Annotated in this window: 26 protein-coding genes and 2 pseudogenes; 12 read left to right on the top strand and 16 right to left on the bottom strand. The window is 68.1% G+C overall.

The features are described 5' to 3' along the window. Positions 1 to 166 precede the first annotated feature (166 nt). The 7 genes from A3CU_RS0104590 to A3CU_RS0104620 all read right to left on the bottom strand — a co-directional run bounded on the left by A3CU_RS0104590 (position 167) and on the right by A3CU_RS0104620 (position 6,091). A complete protein-coding gene (locus tag A3CU_RS0104590) occupies positions 167 to 724 on the bottom strand; it encodes a TetR/AcrR family transcriptional regulator (RefSeq protein WP_027941272.1) in 558 nt (185 codons plus the stop codon). Between the two features lie 75 nt (positions 725 to 799). Continuing rightward, on the bottom strand, positions 800 to 1,756 hold the full coding sequence (locus A3CU_RS0104595; protein WP_027941273.1) for a PDR/VanB family oxidoreductase: 957 nt from the start codon (positions 1,754 to 1,756) through the stop codon (positions 800 to 802). A 203-nt stretch (positions 1,757 to 1,959) separates the two neighbouring features. Then, complete coding sequence (locus A3CU_RS0104600; RefSeq protein ID WP_027941274.1) at positions 1,960 to 2,709, bottom strand: SDR family NAD(P)-dependent oxidoreductase; 750 nt, start codon at positions 2,707 to 2,709, stop codon at positions 1,960 to 1,962. Next, entirely contained in the window at positions 2,706 to 3,224 is a 519-nt protein-coding gene (locus tag A3CU_RS0104605; RefSeq protein WP_027941275.1) for an aromatic-ring-hydroxylating dioxygenase subunit beta, read from the bottom strand. The genes A3CU_RS0104600 and A3CU_RS0104605 overlap by 4 nt, the downstream gene beginning before the upstream one ends. Continuing rightward, the gene (locus A3CU_RS0104610) at positions 3,217 to 4,494 is read right to left on the bottom strand and encodes an aromatic ring-hydroxylating oxygenase subunit alpha (protein ID WP_027941276.1); all 1,278 of its coding nucleotides are present in this window, start codon (positions 4,492 to 4,494) and stop codon (positions 3,217 to 3,219) included. Before A3CU_RS0104610 ends, A3CU_RS0104605 begins: the two co-directional genes overlap by 8 nt. Continuing rightward, a complete protein-coding gene (locus tag A3CU_RS0104615) occupies positions 4,491 to 4,883 on the bottom strand; it encodes a hypothetical protein (protein ID WP_027941277.1) in 393 nt (130 codons plus the stop codon). Before A3CU_RS0104615 ends, A3CU_RS0104610 begins: the two co-directional genes overlap by 4 nt. A gap of 38 nt (positions 4,884 to 4,921) precedes the next feature. Continuing rightward, positions 4,922 to 6,091: an acyl-CoA dehydrogenase family protein gene (locus A3CU_RS0104620; RefSeq protein WP_027941278.1), complete on the bottom strand. Its 1,170-nt coding sequence runs from the start codon at positions 6,089 to 6,091 to the stop codon at positions 4,922 to 4,924. A gap of 134 nt (positions 6,092 to 6,225) precedes the next feature. On the opposite strand from A3CU_RS0104620, the gene A3CU_RS0104625 reads away from it, so the two are divergent. The 4 genes from A3CU_RS0104625 (at position 6,226) to A3CU_RS0104640 (ending at position 9,908) form a co-directional block, all read left to right on the top strand. Next, entirely contained in the window at positions 6,226 to 7,701 is a 1,476-nt protein-coding gene (locus A3CU_RS0104625; protein ID WP_027941279.1) for a PAS domain-containing sensor histidine kinase, read from the top strand. A 175-nt stretch (positions 7,702 to 7,876) separates the two neighbouring features. After that, a complete protein-coding gene (locus tag A3CU_RS0104630; protein ID WP_027941280.1) occupies positions 7,877 to 8,380 on the top strand; it encodes a flavin reductase in 504 nt (167 codons plus the stop codon). After that, positions 8,380 to 8,658: a hypothetical protein gene (locus tag A3CU_RS0104635; RefSeq protein ID WP_027941281.1), complete on the top strand. Its 279-nt coding sequence runs from the start codon at positions 8,380 to 8,382 to the stop codon at positions 8,656 to 8,658. The genes A3CU_RS0104630 and A3CU_RS0104635 overlap by 1 nt, the downstream gene beginning before the upstream one ends. Next, complete coding sequence (locus tag A3CU_RS0104640; RefSeq protein ID WP_043840591.1) at positions 8,655 to 9,908, top strand: amidase; 1,254 nt, start codon at positions 8,655 to 8,657, stop codon at positions 9,906 to 9,908. The genes A3CU_RS0104635 and A3CU_RS0104640 overlap by 4 nt, the downstream gene beginning before the upstream one ends. A gap of 251 nt (positions 9,909 to 10,159) precedes the next feature. Here A3CU_RS0104640 and A3CU_RS50875 read toward each other — a convergent pair whose 3' ends face one another. The 7 genes from A3CU_RS50875 to A3CU_RS0104680 form a co-directional block, all read right to left on the bottom strand. Further along, positions 10,160 to 10,738: a DUF3558 family protein gene (locus tag A3CU_RS50875; protein ID WP_169739591.1), complete on the bottom strand. Its 579-nt coding sequence runs from the start codon at positions 10,736 to 10,738 to the stop codon at positions 10,160 to 10,162. A gap of 127 nt (positions 10,739 to 10,865) precedes the next feature. Beyond that, positions 10,866 to 11,246 carry a hypothetical protein gene (locus A3CU_RS0104650; protein WP_156960224.1) on the bottom strand — a complete coding sequence of 127 codons (381 nt, stop codon included), beginning with the start codon at positions 11,244 to 11,246 and terminating at the stop codon, positions 10,866 to 10,868. 415 nt (positions 11,247 to 11,661) lie between these two features. Next, positions 11,662 to 12,300, bottom strand: a complete 639-nt coding sequence (locus A3CU_RS0104660) for a response regulator transcription factor (protein ID WP_043840592.1) — start codon at positions 12,298 to 12,300, stop codon at positions 11,662 to 11,664. Between the two features lie 240 nt (positions 12,301 to 12,540). Then, positions 12,541 to 13,098 (bottom strand): nuclear transport factor 2 family protein, encoded by a 558-nt coding sequence (locus A3CU_RS0104665; RefSeq protein ID WP_027941286.1) that lies wholly within the window; start codon positions 13,096 to 13,098, stop codon positions 12,541 to 12,543. Positions 13,099 to 13,114: 16 nt separating this feature from the next. Next, on the bottom strand, positions 13,115 to 14,566 hold the full coding sequence (locus tag A3CU_RS0104670) for an aldehyde dehydrogenase family protein (RefSeq protein WP_027941287.1): 1,452 nt from the start codon (positions 14,564 to 14,566) through the stop codon (positions 13,115 to 13,117). Between the two features lie 34 nt (positions 14,567 to 14,600). Next, entirely contained in the window at positions 14,601 to 16,568 is a 1,968-nt protein-coding gene (locus A3CU_RS0104675; RefSeq protein ID WP_027941288.1) for a primary-amine oxidase, read from the bottom strand. Positions 16,569 to 16,597: 29 nt separating this feature from the next. After that, positions 16,598 to 18,046: an APC family permease gene (locus A3CU_RS0104680; RefSeq protein WP_027941289.1), complete on the bottom strand. Its 1,449-nt coding sequence runs from the start codon at positions 18,044 to 18,046 to the stop codon at positions 16,598 to 16,600. Between the two features lie 313 nt (positions 18,047 to 18,359). On the opposite strand from A3CU_RS0104680, the gene A3CU_RS0104685 reads away from it, so the two are divergent. The 6 genes from A3CU_RS0104685 (at position 18,360) to catC (ending at position 23,794) form a co-directional block, all read left to right on the top strand. After that, positions 18,360 to 19,415 (top strand): maleylacetate reductase, encoded by a 1,056-nt coding sequence (locus A3CU_RS0104685; RefSeq protein WP_027941290.1) that lies wholly within the window; start codon positions 18,360 to 18,362, stop codon positions 19,413 to 19,415. 120 nt (positions 19,416 to 19,535) lie between these two features. Then, positions 19,536 to 20,450, top strand: coding sequence for an intradiol ring-cleavage dioxygenase (locus A3CU_RS43450; RefSeq protein ID WP_043840593.1), 915 nt, complete (start codon positions 19,536 to 19,538; stop codon positions 20,448 to 20,450). Positions 20,451 to 20,629: 179 nt separating this feature from the next. Further along, complete coding sequence (locus A3CU_RS0104695; protein WP_027941291.1) at positions 20,630 to 21,535, top strand: LysR substrate-binding domain-containing protein; 906 nt, start codon at positions 20,630 to 20,632, stop codon at positions 21,533 to 21,535. Further along, positions 21,532 to 22,638 carry a mandelate racemase/muconate lactonizing enzyme family protein gene (locus tag A3CU_RS0104700; RefSeq protein WP_027941292.1) on the top strand — a complete coding sequence of 369 codons (1,107 nt, stop codon included), beginning with the start codon at positions 21,532 to 21,534 and terminating at the stop codon, positions 22,636 to 22,638. Before A3CU_RS0104695 ends, A3CU_RS0104700 begins: the two co-directional genes overlap by 4 nt. Before the next feature lie 23 nt (positions 22,639 to 22,661). Further along, entirely contained in the window at positions 22,662 to 23,513 is an 852-nt protein-coding gene (catA, locus tag A3CU_RS0104705; RefSeq protein WP_027941293.1) for a catechol 1,2-dioxygenase, read from the top strand. A gap of 2 nt (positions 23,514 to 23,515) precedes the next feature. Then, complete coding sequence (catC, locus tag A3CU_RS0104710) at positions 23,516 to 23,794, top strand: muconolactone Delta-isomerase (RefSeq protein WP_027941294.1); 279 nt, start codon at positions 23,516 to 23,518, stop codon at positions 23,792 to 23,794. Positions 23,795 to 23,893: 99 nt separating this feature from the next. On the opposite strand, the gene A3CU_RS0104715 is transcribed toward catC, so the two are convergent. Continuing rightward, positions 23,894 to 24,412, bottom strand: a complete 519-nt coding sequence (locus A3CU_RS0104715; protein ID WP_027941295.1) for a PadR family transcriptional regulator — start codon at positions 24,410 to 24,412, stop codon at positions 23,894 to 23,896. A gap of 90 nt (positions 24,413 to 24,502) precedes the next feature. Between A3CU_RS0104715 and A3CU_RS0104720 the strand changes: the two genes are divergently transcribed. After that, entirely contained in the window at positions 24,503 to 25,066 is a 564-nt protein-coding gene (locus A3CU_RS0104720) for a hypothetical protein (protein WP_027941296.1), read from the top strand. Beyond that, a pseudogene (locus tag A3CU_RS52190) lies at positions 25,063 to 25,227 on the top strand (carotenoid oxygenase family protein); the annotation flags it as partial. The gene A3CU_RS0104720 and the pseudogene A3CU_RS52190, both read left to right, overlap by 4 nt. Positions 25,228 to 25,299: 72 nt before the next feature. Here A3CU_RS52190 and A3CU_RS53845 read toward each other — a convergent pair. Further along, a pseudogene (locus A3CU_RS53845) lies at positions 25,300 to 25,490 on the bottom strand (hypothetical protein); the annotation flags it as partial.

Raw genomic sequence — 25,490 nt, forward strand, 5'->3', positions numbered from 1 at the left:
CCGCGCACCTGCGCTTCACAAACGTAAGAACGGGTTTCGTGCTCCTCCAGTGGAGATTTCCCCGACCGGATTGAAGGAATCCCTTATCGTCAGCGAAGCCGTCGAACCAACATGCCGAAGTCCGTGTCTCCACCCGAGGCGTCTGGCGCCTTTTGAAAGCACCGCACTATTCGGCGCGCGCACTGGCGCTCAGCAGCGAGCGCAGGGCGTTGACGGCCCGCTCAGTGCGGGCGGTGTTCCCGAAGGCCGTCTGGTGAAACACCAAACCGTCGATGGTGGCAAAGACGACCTCCGCCAAGTCGGGATCGGTGAGGCCGTTACGGGCCAGTTCCCGGTGGACGGCGGCACGGTAGGTGTCGTTGACGCGCTCCATCGCGGAGCGCAGTTCGGGGCGGCGGCGTGCCTCCAGCGTCAGTTCGTACTGGAATGCCTGTGCCTCGGGAGCGGCGGCGACCAGGGAGACGAGCCCGCTGGCGAACTCCTCGAACCCGGGCTGATCCGACGTCAGCTCCGCGCCCTTGACGCTTCGTTCCGCACAGAACACCAGTGCCTCTTCGACGAGGGTGTTCCAGTCGCCGAAGTGATATCGGACCGACCCGTGAGTGACGCCCGCCTCGGCCGCCACCGCGCGGTAGGTCAGTCCGCGCAACCCCTCCCTCGCGACGACACGGATCGCCGCTTCAAGAAGCGCCTGCCGACCGCTTCCATAAGCCAGCCCGGCCATCGCTTGCCTCCCCGAGTCCATTCACTTGAGAAGCGTAATGACTCTGGGCGTGCGGGGGGCGCGCTGGTGGCCGGGTCAGTACAGCTCGATCACCAGCCGGTCGCTCAACGCGCGGGAGACGCACAGGGCGATTTGGTCGCCCCCGGCCTTGTCGGCCACGGAGAGACAGTTGTCGCGATGGTCGGCCTTTCCTTCGAGCAGGCCCGAAACGCACGAGCCGCAGGTGCCCTCCTCGCACGAGGAGAACACTTCGATGCCGTTCTCCGTCAGGACCGAGAGAATCGACTTGTCGGCGGGAACCTCGAAGACCTCACCGGTGTCGAGTTCGACCGTGAAGGGTTGGTCCCCGCTCGTGTCGATCTCGGCGGCGACGAAATGCTCCACGTGGACGTGGTCCTCACCCACGACGGGCGCGAAGACCGACGCGACCTGATCCATGAAGCCCTCCGGCCCGCACGTGTAGACGTGGCTGGACGGCGTCAGCGCGGGGACCACATCGGCGAGCACGGCGGGTTGTCCGGAGCGGGGCACGCCGAAACGGAGGTGCACCCGGTCACGGAACTCGGCCCGGTGCTCCAAAAGGTCAGTGAAGGCGGCTTCCGCCCGCGAGCGGGCGAAGTAGTGAAGCTCGAACTCGGCCCCCTGCCGGTGCAGTTCGTAGGCCAGGCTGAGCAGCGGGGTAACCCCGATCCCGCCGGCGACCAACACGTGCCGGTCCGCGTCGTCGGCCAGCGTCAGCAGATTACGTGGCTCGCTGACCTTGAGGTGGTCACCGACGGACACCGTGTGCAGCGCCACCGAGCCGCCCCGCGAGCCGGGCTCACGCTTGACCGCGATGAGTAGTGACGAGGTCTCCTCGGGCGGGCTGCACACGGAGTACTGCCGCACCAGTCCGGTCGGACCGGTGACGTCGATGTGCGCGCCGGCCCGGTACGGGACGAACGCTTCGCCGTCCTCGCGTGCCAGCCGCAACGTCCGGATGTCAGCGGTCTCGTCGACGATCTCCGCGACCCGAACCAGGATGTTCGCCATCGACACTCCACCGCCTAGTGCTTGTAAAGCGGCGAAGCCGCTTGCTGTGGGCCGCCAACCGGCACCGCCGCGGGTTCTGAGGCGGTTCCTGGTGAGGACGGCGCCGACGTGGTGAATTGGACATTCATGAGGAGGCGATCCCGGAGCCAGGGACCGTCTCGGGTTCCGCTCCGGCACCGCTACGCAAACCAAGCCATCATTGGCTAACGCATGTACAAGCCGCCGTTGGCGTCCCAGCAGGCGCCGGTGACCGAGGCCGCGTCCGGCGATGCGAGCAAGGCGACCATCTTGGCGATGAACGCGGGGTCGCCGAGCCGTCCGACCGGGATGTTCTTGGAGAAGGCTTCGAGGTTCTCCTCGCCGACGATCGAGCGCACCATCGGGCTGTCCTGCGGGCCGGGTGAGACCGCGTTCACCGTGACGCCCCGGGGAGCGAGTTCGCGGGCGAAGACCTTGGTCGCCGACATGATCGCGCCCTTGGACGACGCGTAGTGGCCACCGGTCGCGGTACCGCCGTTCTGGCCCGCCAGCGACGCCAGGTTGACGATCCGGCCGTAGCCCTGCCGGGCCAGGTAGGTGCCGAAGATCTGGCAGGCGGCGAAGGTGCCGGTGAAGTTGACGGCCATGACGGCGTCGAGTTCGTCCGGCGTGATCTCCATCAGCGGCTTGGCCTGGGTGCGGGCGGCGTTGTTGACCAGGACGTGCACGTCGTCGAAATCGGCGAGGACGTCGGCCAGCAGTTGTTCCAAGGCCGCGCGCCTGCTTACGTCGACGGCATATCCCCGTGCCGTGGCGCGGGTGCCGTCGAGTTCGCTCGCCAGTGCCGCGGCGGCGCTGCCGTCGAGATCGGCCACCGCGACCTGGTAGCCATCGGCATGCAGGCGGCGGACGATGTACTCACCCAGCCCGCCGGCGCCTCCGGTGACGACGGCGACCTGTGCCTTCGCGGTCATAGCAGGAACCCCGCGGCGGGAACGGCTTCTTCGCTGTCCACGAGCCGGACCACCTTCAGCGCGACCTGGTCGCTCGCCGGGCCCTCGTCCGAGAGGCGGATCCGGTGCAGGAGGTCGGCGGCCCAGATGTCGTGGCGGCCGCGCTTGTAGGCGATCAGCACCTGTGCCGAGCGCAGCACGACTTCGGAGTCGGTGACCGACTCGGGCACGAACCGCGAGACGGTGCGCACCGTCCGGGCGGCATCCACCGCCGCGATGGCGTAGCCCTCGGTCATCCTCCGCACGCGCATCTCCCGCATGCGTGCGTCGTCGTAGACCATGTTGAGCGTCGCGGCGAAATCCTCGGTTTCCGGGTCGATCGGGATGACGTAGATCCCGTCGTCGGCGTACAGGCCGTTCCAGACGGCATATTCTTTACGGTCAAGCAATTCCGCCTCGCGCCAGACCAGGTCGATCGCGCGGGCAACGCGCGGGTCGGTGGTCGGTATCGGGGTGGCGAGCACAGGTTCAGTCATCGCTCATCATCTGCTTCCACTTGTGGTACGCCGCGCGCATGCCGGTCTCGTCGGTGACGTGGGAAGTCGGCCAGCCTTCCGGGCTCGGCTTCTCCCGGCCGAGTCCGCGGTTCACCATGATCGGCATTTCCGGTGCGCCCTGTGCGCCGCGCTGGACGCGGTCCCACCCCTCGGCGTCGTCGGGGGTGCCGAACCCGAAGGGGCCCTGGAAATGCTCGTGGATACGGAGCCGCTCGCGGTTGACGAGGTCGACCTCCGGCGGGCCATCCGGACCGATCGCGACGTGCTCGATCCGGGTTTCGTCGACCGCGACGGGGCGGAGCACGCGGAAGAACGCCGCCGACATCGACACGTTGGGGAAGAGGTTGAGGTTGAACCCGGTGCCGTGCATGGCGCGGACCAGCTTGCGAACCTGGCCCGGGTCCAGGGTCTTCGACAGCTCCTCGACGAGGTGGTCGAAACGGCCCTGAAGCGCCTCGCTGCCGTCGTCGGCGTCGAGGTCGGAGTGCTCGGGCACCATCTGCATGACGCTGTGGCCGTTGCCGAGGTCGTGGGTGATCGCCTCGGGATCCTTCATGAACGACATCATGTCGGCGGTCTCGGCGTCCACCGAGGCCATCCACGACCGGTGCACGATCGGGAAATGGTAACCGTCGGTGGTGTTCTCCAACTGGATCTTCCAGTTGCCCGAGAACTTGAACTGGTGCTTGCCGAGGACCTTGATCGGATAGCCGCCGCCCTGCTTCATGAACCGGTCGATCCATGGCCTGGCGTCGCCGAGGAATTCCTCGAGCGGCTCGGCGTCGTCGTTGAAGGTCGCGAAGACCATTCCGCCGTAAACCTCGGTGCGCAATTTCTTCAGCGACAGGTCGCGCTTGTCGACGACGCCTTCGTAGCCATCGGGGTACGGGATGCCACGCAACGTCCCGTCAAGGCCGTAAGACCACGCGTGGTAGGGACAGGTGAAACCGTTGGCCTGGCCCTTGGGTTTCTCGCAGATGCTCGCGCCCCGGTGGCGGCACCGGTTGAGCAGCGTGTGCAGGCCGCCCTTGCGGTCGCGGGTCACGATCACCGGCTGGCGGCCGACATGAGTCGATTTGAAACTGCCCGGCTTGGGCAGTTCGCTTTCGTGCGCCACCCACACCCAGGTGCGCTCGAAGATCTTGGCGATCTCCTGCTCGAAGATTTCGGGATCGGTGTAGAGGCGGCCGGCCACCCGGTCGCCGAAAACCAGGTCGGCGGGTGCGGCGCCGGAGATGTCGTCGGTCATCGAGAGTTCTCCGTGGGAAGCGTGACGTCTTCGCGAACGGTGAGAGCGCGGCCGATGCGCGCCTCGATCTTCGCGAACTTCCAGAGCTTGGCCTCGCTTTCGCCGACCGGCGTGGTGCGGAAGAGATTGCAGGCCGCCTTGACGGTTTCCTGCGTGTCGACGTCGGCGAGGATGTAGCAGGTCCACGGCCAGCCGTCGGAGGGGCCGACCATGTGCGCGTCGTCGTCCAGGTCCCCGATGAAGGTCACGCCCGGCAGCGCCTTGAGCTGGTCCATCATCGAAACGAAGGCCTGCCAGACGTCGCCGACGCCGATGCCATCGCTCGGCAGGTCGAAGAAGTTCTGGTTGATGCCGATGCAGAAGAGCACGCGCAGCGGCTGTGCGCTCATGCCGGTCTCCTCCTTTGCAGTCGCGGATCTGGCTTGGCTTAACGGAAACCGGGAGTAGTGGGCGGCTGTCCCATCAGGACGGCGCCCGCTGCGTCATACATTGCGGGGCCAAGGAAAGCATGCTGCTTGGGAACCAGGGCGTCGCCGAGCAACAGCTGCAGCGGGTGGTTCTGGTTGATCGGTGCGGTCCCGGAGATCTCGACGAGCCTGCCGACGACGTCGGAGGAGGTCTTGGCCAGGTGGGCCGAGGCGAGCCGGAGCTGGGCGTTCTGCTCGTCGGTGACGGCATCCCCGGCGACGACCGTCTCCCAGACACTGTGGCTCAACTCGTAGAACCACGCCCTGGCGGAACGGAGCGCGGCCTCGGCGGTGGCGATCTCGGTGCGATAGTAGGCGCGGTCGGCCAGTTTCGGCGCGCCGGTGACGCCGGCATACCCAGCGCCGACTTCCTCCGCGTAGTCCAGGGCGGCCCGCGCGACACCGGCACCGACGACGGCGAGCACCTGCGCGGCGTACGCGATGGTCGGGTAGCGGTAGAGCGGCTCGTCGACGGTGGGCTGCCCGCCCCGGATGAACGTCCATTCCCGCGGCACGTCGACATCCCGGACGACCAGGTCGAAGGAACCGGTGGCGCGCATGCCGACGACGTCCCAGTCCTGGACGATTTCGACCTGCTCGGGGCGGAGCAGCGCGGTGCGCGGCTTGCCGCCGGTGGAATCGTCGCCGGGGATGCCGACCCCGAGGATGTCCGCTCCCATGCAGCCGCTGGCGAACTTCCAGCGCCCGTTGACCAGGAAACCGCGCTCCGTGGGCGGGGCCGGCTGGACCGGGAAGAGGCCACCGGCGAAGACCACGTCCGGTCCGTCGGCGTAGAGCTCGGCCTGGGTCTCGAGGGGAAGCGCGGCGAAGTAGACGAGGGAGGAGCCGAAGCTGGCCACCCACCCGGTGGAGCCGTCGACCACCGAGATCCGCTCGATCCGGTCGAGAAACTCCGCCGGCGGCAACGGTTCGCCCCCGAACTTCGCCGGGGTGGACGCGCGGTAGAGCCCGAGTTGCTTGAGCCGGGCGACGAAGTCCCGCGAAACGTAGCGCTGCTCGCGGAACTCCACGCGTCGCTCGGCCAGCTCCGCGAGAACCTCGTCGAAGGTGACGGCGCCGCTCGCGGAGCTGCCTGCGGCCGGCGGTCCTGCCTGGCGGGTGTGCACCATTGCTGCTCCTCGTCGTTCCTTCAGTGGTTCCCGACGTTACGAAGCCACCATGGCACGCGGTATTGGTATTGCCTGGCGCCCGCGTAGGGGATTTCTTCAGCGCGAGGTTCTCACGCCGGACTTACGCTGACTGGATGCACGTCGACCCTCGCGCGCCCGAACTCACCGCGAACGATTTCGTGGCGATGATGAACGCCAGCCGGATGTGCGTGCTCGTGCACGACGCGGCCACCAAGAACATCCTGTGGGCCAATCCGGCGGCGTGCGAAATGCTCGGCTGGAGCCTCACCGAACTGAGGCCGCTCAAGGCGAACCACATGAGCAGTTCGGCCCAGCAGTACGACCGGGTGATCGGCCGGGCCTGGCTGCAGGAGGCCGTCGACAACGGCGCCAGCCGGATCCAGTGGGACTACCGCACCAAAACCGGCCGGGTGATCCCGACCGACGCGGTCGCGATGCGCGTGGAACTCGCCCAGGGCCCCGCGGTGATGGTGCAGTTCCGCGACATCGAACGGGAACAGGAGATCGAACGCGAGCTGCGGCTGACCACTTCCTACGTCGATGCCCTCGCGCACCGCACCTCGACCGTCGCCCTCATGCTCGACGCGACCGGCGCGCTTCGGTTCGCGACCGACACGGCGGTCGCGCTGATCGGGGCGGACCCGGACGAGCCGCTCGGCCCACTGACGGCGTACGGCCGGCTGCGGGTGGACGGTCGCGCGGCCACCTGGGCGGAGGTCCTTCAGCGGGCTCGCCCGACCACCGCGGTCCAGCTGGAGGTTCCGCGCGACGAGGGCGACCCGGTCTGGCTGGAAGGCAGCCTGGAGCGGCTGCAGGAGGCGGACGGCGAGGCCCTGCTGATGATCCTGCACGACGTCTCCGGCCGGGTGCAGGAGGAGATGCGCCGGGAACGCGAGCTGCACCGGGAAAACTACCTGGCGCGCTACACCGCGATGGGCGACATGGCAATGGCGATCGCCCACGAGCTCGGCCAACCGCTCGCCGCCGCCGGCAACTTCCTCGCCGGGGTGCGGGCGCGCGCGCAGGCAACGGGGGCAGGCTCCGCGGATCTGGTCTACGGCATCGACAGCGCGGTGCGGCAGATCGAGCGGGCCAGGACCATCGTCGAGGCGGTGCGCGCGTTCGTCGGCCACCTCGAACACGTCCGGCAGGTGGTCGACCTCAACGAGGTGGTCGAGCAGTGCCTGTATTTCGTCCGGCTTCGGGCGGCCCCACTGGGAGTCCGGGTGGTGGTGCGGCGCCACCCGGAACCGCTCGAGGTCCGATGCGAACGGGTGCTGACCGGGCAGGTGGTGCTCAACCTCTGCTTCAACGCGATCGACGAGATGGCCGCCTGCGAGCCCGAACGGCGGCAGCTCACGATCACCACGCGCGCCGGCGAGGGCGTCGGGGTGCTCACCGTCGACGACCAGGGCCGCGGACTCCCCCACGACCCGTTCGAGAAATCCTTCACCGCCAAGGAACACGGCAGCGGCATCGGCCTGGCGCTCAGCTACCGGATCATCACCCGCCAGCACGGAACGATCTGGGCGCGGCGGCGGGAGGAGGGCGGTTCACGCTTCGGCTTCACACTGCCCCTCGCGGACTAGAGACTGTTTCGAAGCGCCTTGCGTGGCGGTGCGGGTAGCGGAACCTGACACACAAAGGGTCGTAGGGGAAATCCTCAGTCGAGCCCGGGGAAGTCTCGATATCCCGGCGGTGACCGGCTCACCTAACGTCAGGCGAGAACACCCGAACACTCGCGCCCCGCCCGAAGGAGGAATCGTGTCCGAGCTGACCCGACCCCAGCGCGAGTTCCGCGCCGCGATGGCGAACCTGTCGGCCGCGGTCAGCGTGGTCACGACCGACGGCGCGAACGGCCGGGCCGGGATGACCGTGAGCGCGGCCTGTTCGGTGACCGACTCCCCGCCGACCATGCTCGTCTGTGTCAACCGGTCGAGCCGGTCTCACGGCATTCTGCTGGCCAACGGCCGGGTCTGCGTCAACGTGCTCGGCGCCGACCAGGAGGCGTTGGCGATGCACTTCGCCGGAGCCACGAACGTGCCGACGTCCCAACGCTTTGCCGACGGGCCCTGGGACCTCGACACAGACGGTGTCCCGGTCCTGCGCGGCGCGCTATCTTCGGTTATCGGCCGGATCATGTCCGAACACACCCAGGGCTCGCACTCGGTGTTGTTCGTCCGGGTCGAAAAGGTTTTGATCAGACAGGACAGCGGCGCGCTGGTCTACTTCCAGCGCCGGTTCCACAACCTGGAGGTGACCGCGTGATGCCAGCACAGGCCGGTGAGGGCCACCGGATGACGCTGACCTGTTACAACGACACGCACGGCTTTGGCTGGCGCCACGTCGACCTCTTCGTCCACGACGCTGAAGGACGCGAGCTGAACTGGGTCCACTGGCAGGTGCCCGAGGACGGGCCCGACGCGGCCGACGCCGTGACGGCCGAGGTCGAACCGTTGCTGCGCCGAACTTCGGAGTGGCGCCACGGGGTGAGCGCGAACGGCATGGACTACTGGGTGGCCGAGGCGGAGTGGGGTGCCGCGTGACCAACAAACCGTGGTCGTTGCGCGAACTCGCCGGCGAACTCGCCGCGGGCACAACGACTTCCGCCGACGCGCTGGAACAGTGCCGGGCCCGGATCGCGGCCACCGAGCCGGAACTGCGGGCCTGGGTCGCGCTGGACCCCGCACCCGACCCGGCCGCCGCGGCGGGGCCGCTCGGCGGTGTGCCACTCGGTGTGAAGGACATCATCGATGTCGCCGGCCTGCCGACGAAATGCGGTTCGCCGCTGCGCGCGGATGCCGCACCGGCCGAGGCTGACGCCGCGATCGTGGCCGCGTGGCGCCGGGCCGGCGCGGTGCCGGCCGGCAAGACCGTCACCACGGAGTTCGCCTTCTTCGCTCCCGGCCCGACGCAGAACCCGGCCGCGCCCGGCCACACACCGGGCGGGTCCTCCAGCGGTTCGGCCGCGGCGGTCGCGTCCGGTCAGGTGCCGCTGGCGCTCGGGTCGCAGACCGCCGGATCGGTTACCCGCCCGGCGTCGTACTGCGGTGTCGCGTCACTGGTGATGACCCACGGCCGGTTCCCGGTAACCGGGGTCGCCGGGCTGAGCCCGAGCTTCGACAGTCACGGGGTGTACGCCGCGGGCGTCTCCGATGTCGCGCTGGCCTGGTCCGCGCTGACCGGCGCGGCGGATCCCGCGCGGCCGATGAGCCGGCCGCCGCGGTTGCTGCTGTGGACCGCTGCGCCACTGGGCGTCGTCAGTCTCCAGATGCGGAGCGCGCTGGAGACGGCGCGGGAACGGCTGGCCGCCGCGGGCGCGGTGATCGAGGAGTTCCCCGAGGAACAGCTGATCGCCGAGGTGACGGCGGCCCATCCGGTCATGATGGCCTACGAGGCCGCCCGCGAGCGCGCGACCGAGTTGCGCGTCGTCTCGCAGTTGAGTCCCCAACTGGCCGGACTGCTCCAGACCGGGGCGGAGACCTCGGATCATGACTACGAAGAAGCCCGGAAAACCGTGGCCGAAGCGCGAAGGCGACTGGCGCCGCTCCTGGCATCTTGTGACGCCGTGCTGGGGCCGGCCGCGACGGGCCCGGCGCCCGCGGGGCTTGCGTCCACCGGCGACCCGGCGCTCAGCCGGGCCTGGCAGGCGCTCGGGCTGCCCGCGGTGACCGTGCCGGGCCTGCGCACCGACGCCGGGCTCCCGCTCGGCGTCCAACTTCTCGGGCAGCCGCAAGAAGAAGCCGCCCTGCTCACCACCGGCTGCTGGACCGAAGGAGCCTTGGTGCAGCTCTAGCAGCAGCGTGCCACCGTCCTCGCCATCGGCTGATTGCGATCAGAGTCGTTCGAGAAAGGCGTCGTAGAGCCGTAGTCGCGTTGCAGGAGCTGCCACCGCTCGCCCGGTTCTGCATCATCCCGCTTGGCCGCCGCTGCGCACAACTTCGCGGTACGCGCCCGCATGGTCCCCGTCGAACTAATCGACTCGACTGGCGGCCTGCCCGCCAGGCTTCGGCGACTTGTTGCGCACCTGCTGGATGTCGGGATTGGTCACGACGCTGGCAGCTTCGGCTCGACGTATTCGATGACCTTGTCCACGACCGCGCACATTTCCTGGGTTGTGTCGTGGACTGTCGCTGCGTTGATATCGATTCGACCGGAGCCGACGGCGATGACTGCGGCGCAGGATCCTTCGCCCTCGTTGTTCGTTACAACAGCTGCCGGGCGGCCCCCGGGGCTGGTCGTGTCCGTGCGCTTCCCGCGAGGCTTGAGAACGATGTCCTTGAGTCCTTGCGCCGGACGTACGGTAATACCGAACGTTACCCCGCCCGTGCCGTTCGTCACTGGTTTCGTCCATTCGCAGTCGCTGGTTCCAGCGCCGCCAAGCTCACCGTTATCTGTATGCGTTCCGGCGCCGGGTGCTACCTGTCGTGCTTCGTCGTCGGTGAGGAGGGTGCAGGCGTTGAGTCCGACCAGGCCGTTCGTGGATCCCGATGACGGGGATGAGCTCGCGCTTGACCCGGCAGTTTGGCCGCTTGTTGGCGACGCCTGGCCTGTCTGCGTGCTGGTACAGGCAGCGGCCGCCAGCGCGGCGGCAGCGATGACTGTGGTGAGGGCTGCGGTGCGCACCCATATCCTCCGCGTCGGATCTGTTACTTCAGCTTCCGCACAGTAGCGTGCTCGTTGTCCTCGTATGCCTGCTTGGCCTTGTTAAGGGCCTGTCGCACTTCGTCGAAAACTGCGGTGAGCTGCTCAATCACCGCATCGGCGGACTGGGTTTGCCCAGTCCGCCCTTCTGGACATGCGAGGCGACCGTTTCTGCGTACGGGCTCGTTCCCAGCATGGGCGCCTGTGCCACGACCCACGACTGCCGACTCATGCGTTGGACGTGCATGTCACACTGGTCAAGCGCCTTCATCAGGATGTCGAAGCCCTCCGGGGTGATCCGGACCTGTCCGGATCCTGCTGCGGCCTTGAGGCCCTCGGCGGCTTGCTTGGCCTGGTTGATTGCTTGGTCGCTGATGCCTGCGGAGAAAACCTCGCGCGCGGCGTTGACGGCATTGACAATGGCGCCGCCGACCGGGGCACCGGCAGCGCCAGCGGCTGCGGCCATACCGGGGGCTGGGTCGTTGGCCATGACTTCCCTCCGACTGTCGTACCGGGGTCGAAGGTAGCAGCGATGGGACGCGGCTATGTGCGGTTTGCCGTGATTGACCGCGCGGGTCTGCTGCGCGAGCTGTTGATTCCGAACCGGGTTAGGTTGATGGCGAGCATCAGGATGAGGCGATCGACCGGGAGCCAGACTCCGCGCTGGTTCCGGACGGTCTGCTCCGACACGCCAATCGTGAGCCAGTTCGACGGCGAGCGCACGAGGTACGCCGGATATCGGCATCGGCGCCCTCGGTGGTCTTGGCGATCTGTCGGCCCCGCGCGTCGCCCGAGGCCAGTCGGTGCTGACATCGGCACCGGTAGCGGGTTCAACGCCGCTCTCCTGGCCGAATTGGCCCGGTTCGCCGGGGCGGGGCCGTGTTCCATGCGGCGATGCTCGTATGTCACACGGCGACCCGGTTGACCAGGATGTCGCGGACGAGCGTGCCCAGGCTTCCGGCGGCGGTCTTGGCCTTGATCCGCGCGCGGTGCACGTCGACGGTCTTGACGCTGGTGCCCAGCTCGCGGGCGATGTGCTGGCTGGGCATCCCGTCGATGACGAGACGGAGCACTTCGCGTTCCCGCTGCGTCAGGGTTTCGAGGCGCCGCCGGACGTCCTGCCGGAAGGCGTGATCTTCGAACCGTTGTTCCGCCTCGGCCAGTTGCCTTTGGACGACCTCGAGCATTCTCTGTGGCTGGTAAGGCTTCTCCAGGAAGTCCACCGCGCCCCGCGTGAGCGCCCGGACCGACATCGGAATGTCGCCGTGCGCGGAGCAGAAGACGACCGGAGCCGGGTATTCGCGCTCCAGCAGGCTTTCCTGCAACTGGAAGCCGCTCATCCCGGGCATCCGCACGTCGACGATGATCACCGCCGGTTCGTCCGGGTCGAACTCGGCGAGGAACGAAGTCGCATCCGGATAGGTGAGGGCCTGAATTCCCACGCTCTCCAGCAGAAACACGAGGGACTGCCGGAGGTCCTCGTCGTCGTCGACGATGTGGACAACCGGGTCCGGCCGGCACGGTTCCAGCGCGGGAACGCTCATGGCTGCTCCTCCGCGAGTCGGCGCGCTCTCGGGTCAGCTTGGGAGCCGCGACTTGGCACAGTGCCAATCATGGCTGCCCTTCCTCCGCGAGTTTGCGCGCGACCGCGATCGTGTCGACAGGGCGCTCCTGACAAACTTGAGTCACCTCGTCCATAAGGGCGCCCTGCCGCCCCGATAGCGGGGCCTGGCGGCGGCGCGCTCTTTGGTGGGCTTGGGAGCCGCGAGTTGGCACAGTGCCAATCATGGCTTCATCAACACCGAGGTCGACGGGTAGTCGGTCGCCCAGCCCGCGGACAGCGGCGCGACGAAAACGTTCTCGGTCCGGGTGCGCGTGATCTTCCAGGTACCGTCGACCTTGCGGAAGGCGTTGTTGAGCCGGCTCGACCGCAGCAGCGAGGTACCGTCGGAGAAGATCCACGGTTGCATGTGGATCCACTGGCCCGTCGCCTGATCACCGTCCACATCGATCTGTTCCGACGTGAGGTAGTGCGCGTTCAACAGCAGTGCCGGATCCCGCTTCTCACCCCAGAACTTCTCGAAATGCCGGCGGATGGCCGCGGCTCCTTCGGCGCGGCCGAACTGGCCGTCGTAGTACTCGCCGACGCCCTCCCACACCGCGTCTTCGGTGTAGAGGGCCATGATCAGGTCGATGCGGTGTGCGTCGTCCCGGACGCCGAACTCGGGACAGGGGGTGTCGCACAGGAACATGTAACGCGCCTGAACCCGGCGGATCTCGGCCTCGGCTTCGAGCACCTCGACCCGGTGCGCCAGCGCGGCGACGGTCTCCTCAAGTCGCACGGGATACCACCTTTCCTCATAGGACGATCGTGACGGTTTTCGCTTCGGTGTTGGCCAGGATTCCCTCGTAGCCCAGTTCGCGGCCGACCCCACTGGCCTTCAGCCCGCCCCAGGGCAGCTGTGGCGCGAGCGGCGACCAGCCGTTGACGCCCACGGCGCCGGCCTCCAGCGCCGCCGAGACGGTGTGGGCGCGGCCGAGATCGGTGGTCCACACGGTGGCGGCGAGCCCGTAGTCGTTGTCGTTGGCCAGTGCGATCGCCTCCGCGTCCTGGTCGAACGGGATGACCGTGCCCACCGGCCCGAAGATCTCTTCGCGGGCGATCGTAAGGTCGTTGGTCCCGGCGAAAACCGTTGGCGTGACGAAGAAACCGGAGCCGTCGGGCGCCGATCCGCCGGTAACCAGGGTGGCTCCTTGGGCCCTGCCCTGCTCGACGTACCCCAGCACCTTTTCGCGCTGCTTGGCATTGACCAGTGGGCCCATCGTGGTCGCCGCGTCGAACGGGTCACCGACGACCTGTGCCTCGGCGGCGCCCTTCAAGCCGCCCAGGACGGCGTCATAGACCTTGCGGTGCGCGAAGATCCGGGTGCCGGCGGCGCAGACCTCGCCCTGGTTGAAGAAGATTCCCATGGCCGCGCCGCGGATCGCCGACGTCAGGTCCGCGTCGTCGAAGATGATCTGTGGCGACTTGCCGCCGAGTTCGAGCGTGGTCCGTTTGAAGTTGACCGCGGAGTTGCGCAGGATCCGGCGGCCGACCTCGGTTGATCCGGTGAAGCTGACCTTGCGCACGCCCGGGTGGAGGGCGAGCGCCTCGCCGGTGACCGGGCCGAGGCCCGGGAGCACCTGGACGGTCCCGGCCGGGAAGCCGGCCTCCTCGATCAGCGTCGCGAGGTGCAAAATGGACAGTGAGGCATCCTCGGCGGGCTTGACGATCACGGTGTTGCCGGTCGCGAGGGCGGGCGCGAGTTTCCAGCCGAGGATCATCAGCGGGGCGTTCCACGGCACGATCGCCGCGATCACGCCGATCGGCTCGCGCCGGGTGTAGGCGTGGGTCGGCGCCCCGAAGTAACCGTCGTTGGTGACGACCTCGCCGTTGACCTTGTCCGCCCAGCCGGCGTAGTAGCGCAGGGAGCCGACCAGGTTGGGCACGAACAAGGTGCCGGCGAGGCCGACCGGCACTCCCATGTCGAGCGACTCCAGGGTCGCCAGGATGTCCGCGTCCCGCTCGACGAGGTCGGCCAGTTTGCTGAGCAGCAGGCCCTTCTGCGAAGGCGGAACCGCGGCCCACGCACCGCGAAGTGCCGCCCCGGCCACCTTGACGGCGGTGTCGACATCGGCCTCACTTGCCGAGGCGATCTCGGCCAACGGCTCGCCCGTGGCCGGGTTCAGGGTGGTGAAGGTACCGGCTCCGCCGCCGGTCCAGGCACCGGCAAGAAACAGATCGGTATGCAGAGTCGGTACGTCGACCATGTGCTCTCCGTGAGTTTTCGTTGCTATCGCTGAATTAATGTCCGCAGGCGCACTCGCCGGTGCCGCAGTGGCATCGCCCGCTGAGGTCCGGGACGTCGAGGGTGGGGTTCCGGTCGAAGAAGCCGTGCGGTTTGAGCTTGAACCCGGCGTAGTCCACCGGCATGATCGGCCAGTCTTCCGGGCGTACGAAGTGCGTCAGGCCGAGCGTGTGCCACACGACGATGTCCGTACCGTCCACGGACCGGTTCCCGGCGGTGTAGGCCGGAAGTCCGTCGCCGCCGGGGTTCTGGTTGACCGTGTAACCGGAGGGCCACATCTCGTCGCGGTCGTATCGGGTGACCCACAGGTGCTTGCGCGCGAAGGCGGCCCGCTGCGAGATGGGCGCGGAGGGATCGGCCAGCAGGGCCGGCTGGCCCTCCGGGTAGAGCACGTAGGACGTCGGCTGGCCAAGGCGGTTGGTCCGCTCCGCACTCGAAATCGCCCAGACTCGGTTGAGGTGGTTCGCCGCCATCCGTTGCGCCTCCTGCTCGGTGCGCAGGCGGGTCCGCTTCCGGCCGATCGCGTTGCCCCACGGATTGCCCTCGCCGACCGGCATTCCTACCGCGTCCAGCTCGTCCACCTGGTTGCGGACCCCGTCCACGGTGAGATCCAGGCGGACCGAGAAGAGGTGCTGGTGCACCGGAGCACCCAGCCCCGGCGCGATTTCCGTGAAATACGGGTCCTCGCCGTCGTAACCGGACGGGAACGGGATACCGGTTGCCTTGACCTCGAGTTCGATGGTGCCGTCGAGGTAGAGGTACCAGTAAAAGCCGTAGTCGTAGTTCCCGACCGTGCCGAAGAACGAGACGACCAGCCGGCGCTGGCGGCGGGTTTCCGACGAGCCGGAGAAGATGTCGCTGTGCTTCCACAGGACACCGAAATCCTCCTCGTGGATGCAGATGGCGTTCCGGATGGTCACCGGCCGGCAGAAATCGTCGACCACCACCGCGTCGAGGTAGGTGATCTCCCCGAGGCAGTCGCAGCCCAGTTCGAGGGAGTTGGCGAGGCGACCGAACTGGTACTCGCCGAGGTCGAAGTAGTTCTGCCAGCCATGGGTCGGGCCGGGGTCGCCGTAGTTGACCACCATTTCCGCGACCGAGGCACGGTAGAGGATCGGCCGCTCGACACCGCCGTCGGTGAACGAAACCTGGTGGAGGGTGAGGCCCTCGCGACCGTTGAAACCAATGCGGACGCGCCAGTTCTGCCATTCGAGGAGCCCGTCATCGACGGTGAAGGAGACACCTTCGGGCTGGGTGATCGAGATCGGCTTCAGATCGGTGCGCTGGGGCCCGGCCACGGCCGGGTCCAGGTAGTCGCCCGACTCCTCGGGCATGTGCTCGACCTGCGTCTCGACGACCCGCAGGACCTTCCGGCCGCTGATGTCGACGTGGGCGATCACCCCGCCGATGGGGTGCGCCCATGCGGCGTCGGTCGGGTACTCCTGGTAGAAGGAGAGCACCCGGTAGACCCGGTTGCCGATTTCGTCGTCGTACCCGAACACGCCGGCCGACAGCGGGACCGGGCGGACCTTGTCCACCTCGGTGACTCCCCGCTTGGCGATGGCCGCCAGCCACCGCGGATCGGACTTGACGATCTGGTCGACCAGCTCGTAATCCTCGTCCAGGCAAGGGCCGAAGCCGACCTTGGCGGGGTCGAGAAAGACCTGTGAGACAAGCTTTTCCGTGGTCAGGTCGACTATCACGGTGCTGAGCTGCAGAGTGTCCACTTCGGTCACCAGCAGGGTGACCTCACGCGGCAGCGGTTCGGTTCCGTCCCAGGCAAGGACGTCCGCCTTGTCCGGCTCGCGGAGCATGACGTAGGAGAACCGGGTGTGCTCGGTGATCAGTCCCGACGAGTCCAGGATCCGCCTGGCGGCGTCGATCTCCTCGGCGGTGAGCACGGCGAGCGGGTGACGCACGGCGGTTTCGTCGGTGGCGGACTCGGGCGTAGCGGGGAAGGACATTGCGGTTCCTTGGTCGAGATCGCGGATGGTCACGTGAGGTCGGCAGCTTCGGCGGCGGTAACGGGTAATGCGGCCTCTCGGGCTCCGCGCCGGACCCGGAACCAGCCGATCAAGAACATGAGCGGGACGGTCGCGAGCAGGAGTCCGCTGGTGAGCGGGCTGCCGCCGGTGAGGACTCCAAAGTTGTTGACCACGAACGCCAGGATCACGAGCATGAGGACGCCGGACAAGGCCGGTGCGGCAAGCGTGGTCCAGGGATTCCTTTCGACGCGGTGACGACGGAAGTATCGGATCACCGCCGTCGATGTGAGGGCGTAGAGCACGATCAGTGTCGCGACGGCGAGCCCGCTGAACCAGCTGAAGAGCCGGCCGACCGGGTCGAGGCCCAGGATCGCGAAGGGCGCGATGGCGACCACCGCGATGAGCGACTGCGTCAGCGAAGCGGTCGCTGGTGCCTGGTTTCGGTTGGTGCGCCGCAGAGCCGCTGGCAGCAGACCGCTGCCGGCCATCGCGTGGAAGTACCGCGTGATCATGTTGTGGAACGCGAGGATTCCGGCGAACAGCGACGTGCAGAGCAACACGTTGGCGGCGGTTCCCGCCCACGGGCCGAGCACGCTGTTGAGCGGGGTGAGGGCGAACAGCGCGGGATCGTCGCCCAGCGCCTGCGTGGCCGCGTCCTGAACTTGCGCGGCGCCGTAGTAGCAGACCAGCATCCAGGTCACGAAGGCGAGGAACGCCGCGATGACGACGACGGCGATGTAGGTGGCTCTCGGCACGGTGCGCCGTGGGTCCTTCGCTTCGGACGAGTAGATCGCCGTCGACTCGAACCCGAACATGCAGGCGATCGCGAACATGATCGCGACGCCGGGCGCACCGGCCAGCACCGCGCCCGGGCTGAAGCTCGCCCGCAGGTCCAGGGCCGAGACGCCTCGGGTGAACAGCTCGCCGAGGCCGAAGCCGAGCAACAGCAACAACTCGAACGCGACCAGCACGGCGAGGACCCGGGCCCCGAGTTCGATCTTGCGCGAGCCGAGGAACCACACCAGCGCGATCGCCACGACCGCCCACAGCCACCACGGCGAGTTCATCCCGAGCTCGTGGGAAAGCAGTCCGGACATACTCGCCCCGAACAGGCCGTACATCGCGAACTGGACGGCGTTGTAGGACAACAGGGCCAGCAACGAGCCGCCCGCGCCGGTCCGTAGGCCGAGTCCGGCACGAATGACGGCGAAGAAACCACCTTGGGTGTCGACGTGGCGCGTGATCGTCGTGAAGCCGACGGCGAACAGGATGACGACCAGTCCGACGGCGAGGTATGCGCCGGGCGCTCCCGCGCCGTCGCCGAGCGCCACCGCAAGGCCCGCTGCGCCGACGATGCTGGTCAGCGGCGCCTGAGCGGAGAGAACGAAGAACAGCACACCGGGCACGCCAACGGCGTTGGTCTTCAAGGTGTTTCGGGGGTCTACCGCGTTCGACACTGAGCGCCTCCACCTTGTTCTTCAGAACGTGTGCGGGTAGCCAGACCTTGACATCCGTTGTCGGCTGCCCGTCATCACTGCGGCGGCCTGCCTCCCCGCCCCCGTGCAGCATCCCGGTCTGTCACCATGGGTGCTGATCATGCGTTTTGAATGGTGTTCCGCCACCTCGCCTCCACGCCCATGACCTGGACCAGGCTCCATGCGGCGGATAAACTTGTCAATCGGATAGTTTGAGATATAAGTTCCTGGTCACAAACGAGCGCCCGCGGTTATGAATCGGCCCGGCGGCCCCGCACAGCGAGGGGAACAGTTGATGCGTTTCGTCCACGACACCCTGCCCCAACGCGTCCGGTTCGCCTCCGGGGAGGCGGCCGGGCAACTGGCCGAGGAGGTCCGGGAGCGCGGGTACTCCCGGCTGATGGTGATCGCGACGGAGTCACAGAAAGCGCTTGCCGAGCGAATCCTCGGTGAGCTGCCGGTCGCGGTGTGGCACCACGAGGTCGCGATGCACGTGCCGGCCGGCCTGGCCACCCGTGGCCGCGAGGTGGCGGCGGCTCACCACGTGGACGTCCTGGTCGCCGTCGGCGGCGGCTCCACCACCGGGCTGGCGAAGGCGATCGCGCTGACCACCGGCCTGCCCATCATCGCCGTCCCCACCACCTACGCCGGGTCCGAGGCCACCAGTGTGTGGGGCCTGACCGAGGCCGGCCGCAAGACCACCGGGATGGACGAGCGAGTGCTTCCTCAGACGGTGGTGTACGACGCGTCGCTCATGCTCACGCTGCCGGTGGCGATGTCGGTGGCGTCGGGCCTCAACGCCCTGGCGCACTCCATCGACGCGATGTGGGCACCGCGGGCGAACCCGATCAGCGCGGCACTGGCGGGCGAAGGGATTCGTGCCCTCAACGCCGGCCTGCCCAAGGTGGCCGCCGACCCGACCGGGCTGACGGGGCGCGAACACGCGCTGTACGGCGCCTACCTCTCCGCCGTCGCCTTCGCCTCCGCCGGTTCGGGCCTGCACCACAAGATCTGCCATGTGCTCGGCGGGATGTTGGACCTTCCCCACGCGCAGACCCACGCCGTTGTGCTCCCTCACGTGCTGGCCTTCAACGGCCCCGCCGCACCGGACGCCGAGCAGCGCATCGCCGCGGCTTTCGAGGCGCCGTCGGCCAACCGGGGCCTGGCCACCTTGCGGTCCACATTGGACGCTCCGACCGCGCTGCGCGACTACGGTATGACCGAGGACGTGATCGCGCCGGTGGTCGAAGCCGTGCTCGCCGCCGTTCCCGCCGGCAACCCGGCCCCCGTGACCGCCGAGAACCTGACCGCCCTACTGCGTGCGGCCTGGGAAGGCGACCTCCCGCGATGAACACCCGCGTGAACGCAACCGGGGCCTAATGTCCACTTTGGACGCTTCGAGGGCGCCGCGCGACTACGGTATGACCGTGACCGCACGACGGCGTGCGGCCTGGGAAGGAGCCCTACCGCGATGAACAACCCGATCGAGCAGCGAGCCCGCGAAGAGGAACTGGTCGAGCGTGTGGTGCGCTCCTTCGACGCATGCCCCGACCCTCGGCTGCGGCAACTCATGGCCGGCCTGGTGCGCCACCTGCACGCCTACATCCGCGAAGTCGGCCTGACCGAACAGGAGTGGGGCCAGGCCATCGACTTCCTCACCCGCTGCGGCCACATCACCGACGAGAAGAGGCAGGAGTTCATCCTGCTGTCCGACGTGCTCGGCGCGTCGATGCAGACGATCACGGTCAACCACCAGGCATACGGCGACGCCACCGAAGCGACCGTCCTCGGGCCGTTCTTCGTCGAGGGGTCTCCCGAGGTACCGCTCGGCGGCGATATCTCCGGCGGTGCGCCTGGCGAGCCGTGCTGGGTCGAGGGGACGGTCACCGACACCGACGGGAAACCGCTCGCGGGCGCGTTGATCGAGGTGTGGGAGGCCGACGAGGACGGGCGCTACGACGTGCAATACGACGACGACCGGACGGCCGCGCGGGGACATCTGTACGCGGACGACCAGGGCCGCTACTCGTTCTGGGCCGTGACGCCCACGCCGTATCCGGTCCCGCACGACGGGCCCGTGGGCCAGTTGCTCGCGGCGACCGGGCGGTCCCCGATGCGGGCCTCGCACCTGCACTTCATGGTGAGTCACCGCGGCTGCCGAAGGCTGATCACCCACATCTTCGTGCGCGGTGACGAGCTGCTCGACTCCGACACCGTGTTCGGGGTCAGGGAGTCGCTGGTGAAGGGCTTCGAGCGGCAACCCGCGGGTACCTCCACCCCGGATGGGCGCGTGGTCGACGGGACATGGTCGAAGGTCCAATTCGACATCGTGCTAGAGACTGTTCGAAGCGGCTTGCGTGACGGTGCGGGTAGCGGTGCAAGCTGACGGCCCACCGCAAGCGGCTCCGCCGCTTTGAAACACCACCCGGCGCTGGCCATGATTTAGATCTGTTGCCTATCAATAACGGCCAAATTCGTCTTTGCGCTTATGGATGCTGGTCCTTACCGTGAGAGGGAGCGCACAGCAGCCCACCGGCGGGCGGTGCGCGCCGGAAGGAGTGAGCAATGGAGCTGCGGCACCTGCGTTATTTCACGGCCGTCGCCGAGACCTGCCACTTCAGCCGCGCCGCCGAGCGGCTCCGGGTCGCCCAGCCGGCGCTGTCGCAGGCGATCCGCCAGCTCGAAGCCGACCTCGGCACCCCGCTGTTCGAACGCACCACCCGCCAGGTCGCGCTGACCCCGGCCGGTGAGTTCTTCCTCGCCGAGGCGCGGCGGATCCTCGACTCGGTCGACGCGGGAGTCCGGGGCGTCCGCCGGATCGCGGACGGCCGGCTCGGCCTGGTCCGGCTGGGTCTGACCGGCACCGCCGCCTACTCGCACCTGCCCCGGATCGCGCGGGCACTCAAACAGGAACTCCCCGGCATCGCGCTGGAGATCCACGCCGACCTGCTGACCCCGGCGCAGTGCGATCGGCTGCGCGACGGCACCCTCGACCTCGGCCTGCTGCGCCCGCCGGCCGTCGGCGACGGCATCGAGCTGCGCACCCTCGAGACCGAGCGGCTCTCCCTCGCGCTCCCGGCCGGCCACCCGCTCGCCGCCGAGCGGATCGTGCCGATCACGCGGCTCAAGGGCGAGGACTTCATCATGTACGCCGCCCCGCGCTCGACCGTGAACGAGGCCGTGGTGCGCGGCTGCCACGCGGCCGGCTTCGTGCCGCACCGCGCCCACACCGCGCAGGGCACCGCCGTGCTCCTCGCGCTCGTCGCCGCCGGCCTCGGCCTCGCCCTCGTACCTGCCGGCGTCCGCGCCGTGCCGCTCGCGGGCGTGGTCTTCCGGGACCTGCTCGACACCATCTCCATCGACCTCGCGCTGGCCTGGCGCGGCGACGACCGCAACCCCGCCGTGGCGGCGGTCGTGGCCGCGATCGAGGCCGGCCTGCTCGCCGACGACCTGGCCAAGGGACTCGCATGAAGATCGCACGGGTGGAGGCGATCCCGTTCGCCATCCCCTACACCAAGCCCCTGAAGTTCGCCTCCGGTGAGGTGAGAACCGCCGAGCACGTCCTGGTCCGCGTGCACACCGAGGACGGCGTCGTCGGCGTGGCCGAGGCGCCACCGCGACCGTTCACCTATGGCGAGACGCAGGCCGGGATCGTCGCCGTCATCGGGGAAGTCTTCGCTCCGCAGATCGTCGGGCTCACCCTCGTCGAGCGCGAAGCCGTCCACGCTCGCCTCGGGCGCACGGTCGGGAACCCGACCGCCAAGGCCGCCATCGACATGGCGATCTGGGACGCCTTCGGCAAGACCGTCGGGCTGCCCGTCACCGATCTTCTCGGCGGATACACCGACCGGATGCGAGTCAGCCACATGCTCGGCTTCGACGAACCGGCCAGCATGGTGGCCGAGGCCGAACGGATCATCCAGACCTACGGCATCCGCACGTTCAAGGTGAAGGTCGGCCGCCGACCGGTGACCCTCGATACCGCCGTGGTGCGAGCCCTGCGGGAGAAGTTCGGCGACAGCATCGAGTTGTACGTCGACGGCAACCGCGGCTGGACGGCGTCGGAAGCCCTCCAGGCGATGAAGCAGATGGCAGACCTCGACCTGCTCTTCGCCGAGGAACTCTGCCCGGCCGACGATGTGCTGGGCCGGCGCTGGCTGGTCGGCCAGCTCAACGTGCCGTTCATCGCCGACGAGTCGGCCGTCACCCAGGCCGACGTCACTCGCGAGGTGCTCGGCGGTTCGGCCACCGCGATCAGCATCAAAACCGCGCGGACCGGGTTCACCGGCTCCCAGCGCACCCACCACCTCGCCGAAGGGCTCGGCCTCGAAATCGTGCTGGGCAACCAGGTCGACGGCCAGCTGGGCACCGCCTGCGCGGTCGCCTTCGGTGCGGCCTACCAGCTGACCGCACGCCGCGCCGGGGAGCTGTCCAACTTCCTCGACATGCGCGACGACCTGCTCACCGAGCCGCTCCAGATCTCCGGCGGCGAACTGCACGTCCGCCCTGGCGCCGGACTCGGGGTCGAGATCGACCCGGACAAGCTGGCCCGCTACCGCAAAGACACGAAGTAGGTCCGAACTACAGGAGAAACCAGATGGCCAACGAAGTCGCCACCGCCGCCGCGTCCGGGTCCGCCGCAACCGAACGCTTCCACCAGGACAAGTCGCCGTTCGACGCGGTGAAGGACACCCCGAAGGAGCGGGTCGACCTGCTCGCCCGCGAGGTCCTCGGCGCGATCCACGAGACGATCCGCAAGCACAAGGTCACCTACGACGAGTACAACGCCCTCAAGGCGTGGCTGATCCAGGTCGGCGCGGCCGGCGAGTGGCCGCTCTTCCTCGACGTCTGGGTCGAGCACGTCGTCGAAGACGTCGCCACCGCCCACCGTCACGGCAACAAGGGCTCGATCGAAGGCCCCTACTACGTCCCGGGTGCCCCCGAGCTCGGCGCGGACGCCACCATTCCGATGCGCGACGGCGAGTCCGGCACTCCGCTGCTGTGGGAGGGCAGCGTCACCTCCACCGACGGCACCCCGCTGGCCGCCACGGTGGAACTGTGGCACGCGGACAATGACGGCTACTACAGCCAGTTCGCCCCCGGCATTCCGGAGTGGAACCTGCGTGGGACCTTCGCCACCGGCCCGGACGGAAAGTTCCGCATCCGCACCATCCAGCCGGCGCCGTACCAGATCCCCACCGACGGCCCCTGCGGCAAGCTGATCGCCGCCGCCGGCTGGCACGCCTGGCGTCCCGCGCACCTCCACGTCAAGGTCTCCGCGCCCGGCCACGAGCTGCTCACCGCGCAGCTCTACTTCCCTGGCGACCCGCACAACGACGACGACATCGCCAGCGCCGTGAAGCCGGAACTGATCCTGTCGCCCGTCGCAGGTGACGACGGCAGCGCCAAGGTCGACTACGGCTTCGTGCTCGACCCGGTGCAGGGCTGACCATGCTGTTCCACGTGCGGATGGACGTCCGCCTCCCCCACGATCTCGACCCGGAGGTCCGCGCCGGGATCGTGGCCAGGGAAAAGGAGTACTCCCAACAGCTTCAGCGGGCCGGGAAATGGCCCCACATCTGGCGGATCGTCGGCGAATACTCGAATTTCTCGATCTTCGACGTCGAGTCGAACGACGAACTGCACACCCTGCTGTCGGGGCTACCGCTGTTCTCGTACATGGACATCCACGTCACGCCGCTGGCGAAGCATCCGTCCGACATCGACTGAACCCGCGTAGTACCAACGGTTCCGGCCACGCTGGAAACAGTGGCCGGAACCGCTTGGATCGTTCATTCGCGGCACTTCCCGGCAAGCGCGAAAGGGCGCCTACTCCTCGGGCACGATGGTGCGCGCCCACTCGGCCCATTCGCGGTGCATGGCCGTGAACCGCAGTCCCCACTCCAACGCGATCCGCCCGTAGACCGCCAGTGGGCCGTCGCCCCATTCGGTCTCTTTCTCCACGGCGCGCAGTTCGTCCTCGTACGCGGTCACGTTCCGCACGGCGCGCTCGAAGAACCCGCGGGCCTCGTCCGGTGAGACCGTGCCGAGGAAGAACACACGCAGCAGGATGTCGTTGCGCCGTGAGCGCTGCACTGGCACCTCCAGGAGCCAACGTCTCAGTTCAGCGCGGCCTTCGTCGGTGATCGCGTACTCTTTGCGGCCCCGCGGCCCCTCCTCGCCGACGGTGGTGAGGCCACTGTCGGCGAGCTTGGCCAGCTCTCCGTAGACCTGGCTCTGCGTGGCAGGCCACACGTTGGCCAGCGAGTCGTTGAACCGGCGCAGGAGGTCGTAGCCGCTGGCCGGCTCATCGGCCAACAGGCCAAGCATCGCGTATCTAAGGCTCATGCCGCCATCCTACCTTCCATGATTGACAGGTCTCTAGTAGATGTTCTAACTTCGACCTGTCACAGTTGGAATGTGGGAGATGAGGAGTCAATGAACTACCTACGCAGCTTCGCCCCGTGGATCGTCTTCGCGGTCCTCGCCACCCAGCTCGACTGGCGCCCCAGCGCGCTGATCGGGCTCGGCATCGCCGTGGCACTGGTGATCTGGGAGCTCTCCACCGGCGCGCCGCTGGACTCGACGGTGATCGAACTCAGCGGGGCGGCCTACTTCGCGGTGGTGAGCGTGATCGCGTTCGTCGCCCCTGACTCGCCGTTCCGGGACGACATCCTCGCGCTGTCGTCGGCATGGCTCGCGCTGACCGCGTGGGGCTCGCTGGCCATCGGCCGTCCGTTCACCCTGGGCATCGCCCGGACCATGGTCGAGCGGGAACTGTGGCACAACCCGATCTTCCGCCGCACCAACGTCATCATCACGGCGGTGTGGGCGAGCAGCTTCACCGTCGAGGCCATCGCGGTGGCGGTCGTGACCGCGCTCGCGCCGCACGCGGTCGCCCCCGTCGTCGTCCTGCGGGTCGCCGCGTTCACGGTGCCTGTCGTGTTCACCATCCGTTACTCGGCCCTCGTCCGGGAGCGCGCGGAGCGGGCGGTGTCATGACCACGACGTCGTTCCACCTTCGCGGCAACTACGCACCCGTCACCGACGAGCTGACGGCCTACGACCTGCCCGTGACCGGCTCCATCCCGCCAGAGTTGAACGGCTGGTACCTGCGCAACGGGCCCAACCCGCGCGAAGATTCCGCGCACTGGTTCAACGGGTGAGTAGCCGGACGGGATTGCACCGTCCGGCTCTCCGAGAACCGTGCGTGACACTCTCGCGTCACACGGCTCCTATTGCCCGATCGGATGTGGTTTTGCTCCCCAGCGCCAGTGCCTGAACATGCCCGGATAGGTCTGACTGACCTTGTAGAGCAGTGCGAAGGCTTTCCGATAGCTGCGGCGCAGTCGTTTATATTTACGTATGAGCCACCGCGCTAAATGTTCGTTGACGCGGCGGAGGGTCTCATATAACTCGAAGCCGT

The sequence above is a fragment of the Amycolatopsis taiwanensis DSM 45107 genome (genome assembly GCF_000519205.1).
Taxonomy (GTDB): domain Bacteria; phylum Actinomycetota; class Actinomycetes; order Mycobacteriales; family Pseudonocardiaceae; genus Amycolatopsis_E; species Amycolatopsis_E taiwanensis.